General features: G+C 39.7%; 6 protein-coding genes. All 6 read right to left on the minus strand.

Going from position 1 to position 10,701, the window contains the following annotated elements; genetic code table 11:
* Positions 1–20: 20 nt before the first annotated feature.
* Entirely contained in the window at positions 21–971 is a 951-nt protein-coding gene (locus tag GX437_01420) for a TIGR01212 family radical SAM protein (protein ID NLJ06307.1), read from the minus strand.
* A 76-nt stretch (positions 972–1,047) separates the two neighbouring features.
* A complete protein-coding gene (locus GX437_01425; GenBank protein ID NLJ06308.1) occupies positions 1,048–1,779 on the minus strand; it encodes an NAD-dependent deacylase in 732 nt (243 codons plus the stop codon).
* An 87-nt stretch (positions 1,780–1,866) separates the two neighbouring features.
* Complete coding sequence (locus GX437_01430) at positions 1,867–2,016, minus strand: hypothetical protein (protein NLJ06309.1); 150 nt, start codon at positions 2,014–2,016, stop codon at positions 1,867–1,869.
* A 4-nt stretch (positions 2,017–2,020) separates the two neighbouring features.
* Positions 2,021–3,037, minus strand: a complete 1,017-nt coding sequence (locus GX437_01435; protein NLJ06310.1) for a hypothetical protein — start codon at positions 3,035–3,037, stop codon at positions 2,021–2,023.
* Positions 3,038–3,106: 69 nt separating this feature from the next.
* On the minus strand, positions 3,107–3,517 hold the full coding sequence (locus GX437_01440; protein NLJ06311.1) for a hypothetical protein: 411 nt from the start codon (positions 3,515–3,517) through the stop codon (positions 3,107–3,109).
* A 17-nt stretch (positions 3,518–3,534) separates the two neighbouring features.
* Positions 3,535–10,701: PKD domain-containing protein (locus GX437_01445; GenBank protein ID NLJ06312.1), on the minus strand; the 7,167-nt coding region annotated here is incomplete at its 5' end.

The raw sequence follows: 10,701 nt of genomic DNA on the forward strand, positions 1-10,701 counted from the left end.
GAATTTCTTTATGTTATAAATCAGCTTTCTGATAATCTGCCTTGCCATGTGTTCCTTGCTATCATCGTGTTTTCAATTTGTTGGATGATACTTTCAACAGGTGTGTTTTGCCATGGACTTACTTCGAGATAGCGTGGAGGAACTTCAGCGACAAGCCTTTCAATATAAATGACAGGGTTTAAGCGTTCGAGAAAGCTGATGATCAGATCAATATATTCTTCCTTGCTGAAAAGCCTGAAATCATCAGGATTTAAGCGGTACCATTCAGCCATGGCTGTGTTTTTCAGAATTTGCAACTGGTGAATTTTTAATATCTGAAGAGGAAGACGGGACAAAACAGTGGCTTCTTCCAGAATCATTTCATCAGACTCACCCGGGAAACCAAGAACGATATGACCACATACCATTAATTTTCTATGCCTGAGCTCTTCAAGTGTATGTAGGGTCGTCTCAAAATCATGTCTGCGGTTCATTTTTTCAAGTGTTGAATTAAAACAGGATTCAATACCGATTTCAACCACAACATAATAGCTTTCAGAAAGCATGGCAAGATAATCCATGACTTCTTCTTCCAAGCAATCCGGCCTCGTACTGATGGCAATTCCTGAAATTCCCGGAGTTGATAGTGCTTTTCCATATTTGATTTTCAGGTCTTTTAGAGAAGAATAGGTGTTGGTGTAGGATTGAAAATAAGCAATGTTGAAAGTTTCGTCTCTGTATTTTCCCGCATTGAAACGTAATCCATTGGTTAGTTGCACTGAAATATCTTCGTTTTCCCGGCAGTAAGCAGGGCTAAAGGCTTCATTGCTGCAATAGATACAACCCCCTTTTCCTTTGGTCCCGTCACGGTTTGGGCAGTTGAAACTGCCATCAACAGGAATCTTCCTGAATCGTTTACCATATTTTGCCATAAAATAGCCTGAATAGGAATTGAAGGGCTTTATTCGATTATCCTTATGATGAAAAGTCATTGCAGGAAAAGTTTATGGACATGAATAGTAAACCGGCAGAATGAAATTTGATAATAAATAAACATCTTACAGGATATCAAACAGATAGCATGATTTTACTCATTATTTCAGAGGCTTTTCCCTGCAGGAAAATATCAGTGATGGAATTGGAAAAGCGGGAAGGCTCGGTATTAATTTCGATAATGGTAGCTCCGTTTTGTTTGGCATAATACGGTATATTGCATGCCGGCATGACCTCACCGGTAGTGCCTATGACCAGCACCACATCGGCTTTGACGGCAAGTTGAAACGAGTCGGAGCCGGCTGGTTCAGGAATCATCTCGCCAAAAAACACAAAATCAGGTTTGAGTAAGCTATGGCAGGTATCGCAAAGAGGTATTGCTTGCTGATAAACAATTTCCCGGGTATATATTTTTCCGCAGCCCATACAGACCAGTTGCCTTGTATTCCCATGAAATTCGATCACCTGTTTATTCCCGGCTTCAAAATGAAGATTGTCAATATTTTGTGTAATGACATACTTTAAAATCCCCTTTTTTTCCAATTCTGCTAATGCTATATGAGCCGGATTGGGTTTTGCCTGTCCGAAATAATCATAAAAGATTTCTTTAATGACCTTCCATGCCTGAGGTGCATGAGAGAAGAAGTAAGAAATATCAAGGCAGGAAGGATCATACCGGTTCCATAGCCCGTCTTTCCCTCTGAAAGAAGGTATTCCGCTTTCCACTGAAATGCCTGCACCTGTAAAAGCAATTAAAAACTGAGATTTTTTGATTTTTTCTGCAGCCTCATTGATTAGGTTTTGCATATTGCTTTTTTGATTAGCTGCAAATGTAAGCCGTATTGAATGAAATCAGTATTTGTTGAAATGGTGAAGAGGAGTACTTCTGAAAAATCAGTTCACACAAAAATACGTAATTTCCGAATGGGAAAACTCGCCTTTGTTGGTTTTCAGGTTGATGACAAATAATTCCTGAAGAAGGCAAAGCTCAAGCTTTTTGCTTTGCTTGTCATCATTTTTAGTATTCCCTTGATTTACTTTCATTTGTCTAATTTTGAATTCTTAATAAGGAGCTAAGGGAAGGTGGAGCAGATATATCTTTTGACCTGAGCATTAAATTTTGTGAAGTGAAAGGATCGCTACTTCGGTTATCATGATTTAAGAGACCGGAAATACCTTTTGCCGCCTGACTTGAAAAATTGTTAAACAGATTGATCTTCTGGTGGTTAATGTTGTTTCCGGTTTTGTTGTCAAAGAAAGACTGAGCTTCTAAAGTAACCGGTGTTGTTTCCGGTGTCAGTCCTTCTTCGTTAGGATTTTCGCTGGGGTAAATAATGCTGACTGCTGTGCCATTGACCACATTATTTGTCGTGATTACGCTTAAAACAGCTTGATTACCAATAAGATAAATACCCGATTCTGCCGGATTCTCAATTTGATTTCCTCTGATAATTGCTTTTGTGGAAGTGGAAATGGCAGAGAACTCGCTGTTTTTGTAAATGTAGTTGTTTAATATCACAGCATCTTTTGCGTTGCTGAGAATTGCTTCACACCCGGTATTGATTAAAAAGTTGTTTTCGATAATCGAATTCTTTGCCTGTGCTGACAGAAAAATTCCCGACATTAATGAATTGATAATCTTGCAATTACGAATGATAACATGGTCAGCATTGACATAAATTCCACCAATTAATTCGCCTGATAAATTACCAAAGGTAATCCCGTCAATCACGGTACCTGATCCATTAATTAAAAGCAGGTTTTCAGAGCAGTTTGAAAAGGTGATGATGGATTCGGCAGTATTTTCTGTTTTATCGGTTCGGAAACCTTTTCCTGCCTGTTTTCCAATCAGTACCAGTTTTTTCGAAATCACAAAGAAATCGTTGTCGTACCAGCCTTCATCAATCAGAAGGGTGTCGCCTTCATCGGCCTGCCTGACAGCAAGCGAAATTTTATTAAAAGTGACTGAGTTTTCTGATTGATAAGCATTCAAAGATACCAGATGGATTTTTCCGAAAGAGGAGATTGAAATAAAAATAAATGTCAGAATAAGCAACTTTTTCATCAGGCAGTTTTTAGATGTTGCAACCATATTCTGACATTTATTTCGTGAATGATTCATTAGTTACTTTTTTTACAGGCTTTTTGTAACAGTCAGCGCAAAAAAGTTTTCTTTCCGGTCGAGTCGCCACTGGCAGGCAAGATCACCTTTCTGCACCCAGAGGTTTTTCTGACTTTTAACAAACCTTCTGTTCAGATCTCTGACAACACTTTTATAGTCTGCCAGGTTTTTGTTGATAATGGTGAACTTTTCACATTTCCCTTTTGAATCGAAATAAAAATAGATGATAATGTTGCCTGTGAAGTTGGAATATTTCAGGATAAACTGCTCTTCTTCAGAGACATCCTGAATGACACCAAAATCAAACTCTTTTTTCAGATCGTTAATGATCTTGCTCTTGCTTTGCCCAATATAGTTTTGAGCAGACAGACTGAAAAAAGTTGTCATCAACATGGTAGTTAACAATAACATTTTGGTTTTCATAGCATAGTGTTTAATGGTTACCTTAATAAATGAACTCTTCCTTTCATGAATCTCTTTTCGCTGTTGACCATTGTTATTGTTACTTCATAAATATAGATTCCTTCCATACAAACCTCGCCCATATATGTACCATCCCATCCTTCATGAATGTTGTCTGATTCAAAAATCTTTTCACCCCAGCGGTTATAAATTTTCATGTTGTAGCCATATTCAGCATAACCGAAACCAATTGGAGAAAAGACATCGTTTTTCCCGTCATTATTGGGAGTGAAGGCATTGGGCATCCAGATTTGTCCCATGGTATCGATCTGGATAATTTTAGTACGTGTAAGGGTATCAGCACATCCGTATTTACTGACAGCTATCAGTGTTACATCGTGAAATCCGGGCTCGTTAAAGATAACTGATGTGTTTTCGATAGTGTCGGTAAATTCATTGTCAATGAACCATTGATAAGAGCTTCCATTGACGGTGAGGTTGACCAGATTAACCTTGGCTTTTGGCAGATATGCCGGAGTGGGTGATACCTCAAAATATATGCTTGGTTTTGGATGAACATTGATAATTTCCTTTTTGAAAATAGCATTACTACCCCTGCTGTTTGAGGTGATAAGGGTTACTGAAAATAATCCGGGAATTTTGTATTCATGAACAGGGTTTTGTTCTCTCGAAGTTTCGCCATCGCCAAAATACCAAAGCCAGTCGGTAGCCATCAGTGATTTATCTGTAAAGCTGACTTTCAGTGGCATACAACCTTGTTCAACATTGTAAGTGAATTCGGATTTTGGATAAGGAGGAGCAATGATAACCATCTTGATGCTTGTGTCGTAGCAATGCTGGGTAGAGACTACCAGACGCACTTCATAGGTGCCTGTATCTCTAAAAGTATAGCTGATATTGTTGGAAGTCTTGACAACCCTGTCTTCTCCGAAAGTCCAGTGATGAATCAATCCGGCAGGACTTAAACTGCTGAAAGTGAAAGTCATATCGGGATATTCTGAATAATATTTATCAGCAGTAAATTCAGCAGTAGGAGTTTCCCAAGCCTTGATATTGCGAAACATGGTGAAAGTATCGGAGCAGCCAAGGTAGTTGGAGACCCTTAATTTTACAGAATATTCCCCGGGATTGTTGTAGATATGAACAGGATTTTGTTCAGAAGAAGTATGTCCGTCACCAAATTCCCAGTTCCAGAAAGAAGCATTTTTTGACATATCGGTAAACTTCGTTACCACCGGAACACAACCACTGTCAGAGGTATTGAAGAGTGCCTGAGGGGAGGGATATACTTTGATGTTGCTTTCAAAAGTATGAGAGCAGCCGTATTGAGACTGAACGGTGAGTCTGACTTTGTAATTCTGAATGTTACCATTGGATAAGAAAACATGGGCAGGTTCTTGCAAGGTAGATGTGACCCCATCACCAAAGTTCCAATGGTAAGAGTCGGCAATGATAGATTGGTTGGTAAAGTTGACGATAACGGGGTCACACCCTTGCAATTTGTCGGCTGTGAAGGAAGCCAGAGGCGTTGGATGCACGGTTACAGTTTTTCTTGCTGTGTCAAAACAGTTGTGCTTGCTGATGGCAAAAAGAGTTACTTCATAACTGACATCCTGGAAAAAGTAGTTGGTATAAGTAGCATTTGGATGGATGGAGGAGGATGTCTGGCCATTTCCAAGATTCCAGAAGTAATCTGATGCTCCGGTTGACTGATTGATGAAACTAACAGCGGAAGGACTGCAGGTACTGGCAGATGAAATGTTGAAGTTAGCCACAACCTGCCTGAAAACCTTGATGTTGGTCTGAGCTGTATCGGAACAACCGATATTGTTGATGGCAACAAGTTTAACTTCATAGTTGGTGTCTTGCTGTACAGATCCCGTGAAGGTGTAGTTGAGGTTGGTAGATGTAGCGACTTTTTTGCCTTCGACAAACCACTCAAAAATGCTGGAGTTGTGGCTGTTGTTGTAGAAATTAACCGTTAGCGGAGCACATCCTGAATCAATGCTGGTAATGATGTCAGCCGACTGAACCGGATGAATAAGTATATTTTGTGTGGCAGTGTCCCCTAAACAACCGTAAGTTGAACTGCCTGAAAGCTTTGCGTTGAAAAGGAAAGCTGATGGGCTGTTGTTGATGTAAGCATGCGATGGATTGTTACTGTTTGAAGTGCTGCCATCTCCAAATTCCCATTTCAAATTATCGAGATGAACGCTGTTATTGGTGAAAAATACTTCTACCCCTGAACAGGTTTCGTAAGTAGATGCGGCAAATGAAATAATGGGTTTAGGATGAACGGTAATAGTTTTTGAAATTGTGTCGCTGCAACCATAACTGTTGATGGCAGTCAGGCTTACCAGATAAGTGGTGTCTTTTGTCAATGATGGCATAAATGTTACCGTATCACTTATATTACCTGAAATTTTCTGGTTACCGTAGTTCCAGACAAAATTCATCGAATTAATCGTTTTATTGTCGTTGGGTTGGCTAAGGTTACTGAATATGACCTCTTTGCCACAATCATTTTTATTGTTGAATGAAAATGCTGCCTGTGGTTTGCTGAACACAACCAATTGTTTTTCAAAGGAATCCTGACATCCAAAGGAATTCATGCCGTATAAAACTACTCTGTATTTTTTCTCTCCCGAAGATGCTGATTTATAAATTGTTGATGTATCTTTGGCTGAGGAATATTTAGAGTTGCCCAGATCCCAGAAATAATACATTTTGTTTTGCGGATCATGTGCTTGGCTGGTATTGACAAAAGTTGCTTTCAGTTCAACACAGGCTGATGTATCAGCCACATAGAAACTAACCTCAGGTTTGGGGTTGACGCTAAGGTCGAAAGTAGCTGTTGAACTACACCCATATTCATCAGTAGCTATCAGTTTTGAGGTATAACTGACCGTTTGGTTCTGGAAGTTGTCGTAAGTGGCTGCAGGATTGGTATTCGTGCTGGAGTCACCGTTTCCGAAATACCATTTATAAGTCATTTTACTTAATGAAGTGCCCTGACTATTCGTGGTGTTATTGGTAAATTTTACAGTCAGCGGACTACAGCCTGAATTTTTATCAACAGTAAATGCAGCTACCGGGCCAGGATGAACTTTAATATACTGAGTATCAGCACTGAAACAACCATGTTCAGAATACCCTGTCAACACTACCCTGTAAATGGTGTCTTTTCCCTGCACCGGATTGAACACCACAGAAGTATCTCTTTTGGTTGAGGTGATGCCGTTCCCGAAATTCCAGTTGAAATTCATAATGTAAATACTTCCGGTATCTTTAGGACTGGAAATGTTGGTAAAGTTGACAGTCAGAGGGCCGCAGCCTTCTTTTGTGCTGCAAACAAAGCTGACTTTAGGTTGCGGAAATACTACTATTGATTTGGTAACTGAATCTTTACAACCGTGTTCACTATATCCGACAAGTTTTACCTGATAAAGGGAGTCATTTGTTTTTGAATCCGTAAAAGTGTAATTGAAATCCAGTGTTATGCCTTTTTGTTGATTGTTGACAAACCATTTGAAATCCATAATGTTGATGCTCCCTGTGTCTTTTGGTGAGGATTGGTTGCTGAATTTTACATTCAGAGGAGTACATCCCGAAGTGTTATCGCCTGAAAAAGCGACTAATGGTTTTGGATAGACTTTTATGGAGGAGGTAAAGGTATCAGAACAATTATGTTCACTGAATCCAATCAGGGTTATATTGTATGTTTTATCATAATCGGAGTTATTGAAGTAATAGGTCTGAGGATGTAAGGCTGTTGAATTGCCGCCATTTCCCAGGTCCCAGAGAAAATTCATGATATAAATGCTTCCTGTGTCGTGAGGAGTTGAAATATTATTAAAGTTTACCTGAAGCGGGTTGCAGCCTTCACTGGCGTTGGTCAGGAATTTTACAGTCGGCTTGGGATAAACGGTTATGGTTTTAGTTGCTGAATCTTTACATCCATGTTCACTGATGCCGGTTAATTTTACGTTATAATTGGTGTCTTTTGTCAGTGAAGCCATAAAGGTTGAAGAGGAATTGACAGCATTTGAAGAATTGCCGTTATCAAAATTCCATATAAATGACATCATGTTGATGTTCCCTGTGTCTTTGGGCGATGACTGGTTGGTGAAGCTAACCTGTAAGGGTGCACATCCTTTTGTAATATTGAGGGTGAAATTCACATAAGGGGTGGGGAAAACGGTCAGTTTCTCAGAACTTTCACCATAACAACCGTTTGAATTAATGGTTTTCAACCAGACCGTATAGGTAGTATCCTTCGAGTTAGATGCCAAAAATGAAACCTGTGTGTCTTTTGCTGTTGAAGTTATTCCATTCCCGAAATTCCATTGATAGCTCAATCCTGAAGTTGAGCTGTTGGCTCCTTTGTGCGGAGTGGAAAGATTGGTAAAGCTGACATTCAAAGGTCCGCAACCACTGTTTGTATTTACGCTGAATTTTGAGACAGGATGGGGATAAACAGTTACAGAAGAACTGAAAGAATCTTTGCAACCATGTTCTGAAATACCTGTCAATTTAACGTAATAAGTGGTATCTCCATATTCAGAAGAATTGAAGTTGACTGAATTATGAACACTTGTAGAAGTAATGCCGTTCCCGAAATTCCACACAAAGCTCATCATATTGATATTTCCGGTATCTTTCGGGCTAGAATTATTGGTAAAAGAAACCGTCAGAGGACCGCATCCTTTATTGTAATCCTGATTGAAAACGACAAGCGGTTTTGGATAAATACGGATTGATTTACTCACAGAATCGATACATCCGTATTTGCTTTTTACAGTAAGCTTTACCAGATAAGTTGTATCTTTAGTCTGTGAAGGTTGATATTGAATAACTTCATCTTTATTTGTAGAGGTTTTTCCGTTGCCAAAATTCCATAAGAAGCTTAAGTCAGAAACAAAAGACCCTGTATCGCGTGGTTTGGAGTTGTTGGTAAATGCAATCATGGCCGGACCGCATTGGGCAGTATCTGTTGGCGTAAAATCAACAAACGGCAGCGGATTGACATGAACAATACTGAAACTGGTGTCGGAGCAGCCATGGATCGAATACACTATCAGTTTTACCTGATAAGCTGTATCGGTGAATTTGGCTGAGCTGAATTTGATGATGGGATTGGCTGCTGTCGATGTTGTTCCATTTCCGAAGTCCCAGTAGTAAGTAAGTGAGCTGTTGCTTCCGGAACCATTGGAATTACTGTTGTTTGTAAATGTAACCTCAAGAGGTTCGCAACCATTTGATGTGTTTTGACTAAATGCTGATACAGGGTCTGAATGTACTGTTATCCTGACAGAATGAGTGTCTGAACAGGAATGTTCGGTATATGCTGTAAGTATGACTTTATAAATAGTATCTCCTGACTGATTATTTACGAATGTTGATGTTGGGTTAACCTGGTTGGAGTTTAATCCGTTTCCAAAATCCCAGCTGAATGTCATGATGTTGATGTCTCCGGTATCGTTTGGTGTTGAGTTGTTGTTGAAACTGACTGTCAATGGATTACATCCTGCATACTGGCTTGAGATAAAACTGACGGTTGGTTTGGGATACACCCTGATGCTTTGATAAGACGAATCAGCGCATCCATGCTCACTGTAGCCGATAAGTCTGACCTGATAAACAGAATCCTGATAAACAGAAGCAGTATAATTTGCAGAAGGATGTAGCTGATTGCTGATGTTTCCATTACCAAGATCCCAGATGAAATTCATGATATAAATAGAGCCGGTATCCTTTGGAGAAGAAGTATTGGTAAAACTGACAGGCAGCGGCCCGCACCCTGATGTTTGGCTAACAGTGAAACTGACTTTCGGCACCGGATAAACATAAATAGTGTCAAAAGTACTGTCGATACAGCTTATGGAAGAATAAGCCTTCATCACCACCAGATAAAAGGTGTCTTTTGTGGCTGAGGGTTGGAAAGTATGTTCCGGATTTGTATCGGTTGAACTGGTACCGTCACCGAAGTACCAGATAAAATGATTGGCATTCTTTGATTTATTGGTAAAACTGACTGTCAACGGACCACATCCTTTCCTGACATTGGCAGTAAATTCAGGTACCGGATTGCTATAAGTATAATAGGTATGGGTAGCAGTGTCGGGTTTGCAGTTATACTGGTTCTTTACTACTAAACTGACTGTATAGGAGCTGTTAGGTGTTGTAAAAGTCTTAGGATTTAATGTTGAAGATGAGGAACTTAATGTTCCGTCAACAAACCAGAAAAAGCTGTCAGCATGGCTGGACTGGTTGGTAAAAGATACGGTAAGCGGAACACAGCCACTGTCGGCTGAGCTGCTGAAGCCAGCTACTGGCAAAGGATTGATAATCATTTTTATAGAATCTTCGGCACTGCAACCGTAGGCACTGATAACCTTTACTTTTGTATAAAATGTACCGGATTGATGAAAGGAATGATTTACACTGTTATTGGCTTTTGAATAATCAATCAGGCTTCCATCCTGAAAATTCCAGATACAACTGTCAGACTGGGTGGAATTATTCGTAAACTTTACCATTTCTTCCTGACAAACTGGATTTTGAGAAGCTGAAATGTTTACGACAGGATTGGAATGTACTGTGATTGATTTTATGGTACTGTCCACACATCCATATTGACTTTTAACCAGAAGTTTTACCTGATAATTTCCTGTGGAATCATATTCCCATGAAGGGTTTTGAGTGGTTTTATCAGTTGTACCGTCATTATTAAAATCCCAGTTCCACTGGGTGATATTTCCGGCATTGGCATTTGTAGAAAGGTCAGTAAAGACGACATCTTTGTTTTCGCAGCTATTGCCATAACTGAAGTCAGCTTTCGGAAGCTCATAAATATTAATTTCCTTTGAGGCAGAATCACTGCATCCGTTACTTGCATTTACTTTCAGCACAACATTGTATTTCCCGTAGCTGCTGTATGAATGGGAAGGACCGGAGAGGGTGGAGCCGGAATTGTCACCGAAGTTCCACAGAAAGGATGAGATTGATGAGGTACTGATGCTTGCATTTGAAGTGAATGAAATAAAATTACCAACACATCCGTAACTGTCAGGATAGATGTTGAATGAAACACCTGGTTTTTCCTTCACAAAAACATTTGAAACAAAAGTGTCTTTACAGCCAAAACTACTTACAGCAATCAGGCTGACATTATAGGTGCCATG

Source organism: Sphingobacteriales bacterium (genome assembly GCA_012517435.1).
GTDB lineage: Bacteria > Bacteroidota > Bacteroidia > CAILMK01 > JAAYUY01 > JAAYUY01.

Coding starts and splice junctions, on each gene's coding strand:
- GX437_01435 (NLJ06310.1), bottom strand. CDS start 3,037: ATGAAAAAGTTGCTTATTCTGACATTTATTTTTATTTCAATCTCCTCT.
- GX437_01440 (NLJ06311.1), bottom strand. CDS start 3,517: ATGAAAACCAAAATGTTATTGTTAACTACCATGTTGATGACAACTTTT.
- GX437_01420 (NLJ06307.1), bottom strand. CDS start 971: ATGACTTTTCATCATAAGGATAATCGAATAAAGCCCTTCAATTCCTAT.
- GX437_01425 (NLJ06308.1), bottom strand. CDS start 1,779: ATGCAAAACCTAATCAATGAGGCTGCAGAAAAAATCAAAAAATCTCAG.
- GX437_01430 (NLJ06309.1), bottom strand. CDS start 2,016: ATGAAAGTAAATCAAGGGAATACTAAAAATGATGACAAGCAAAGCAAA.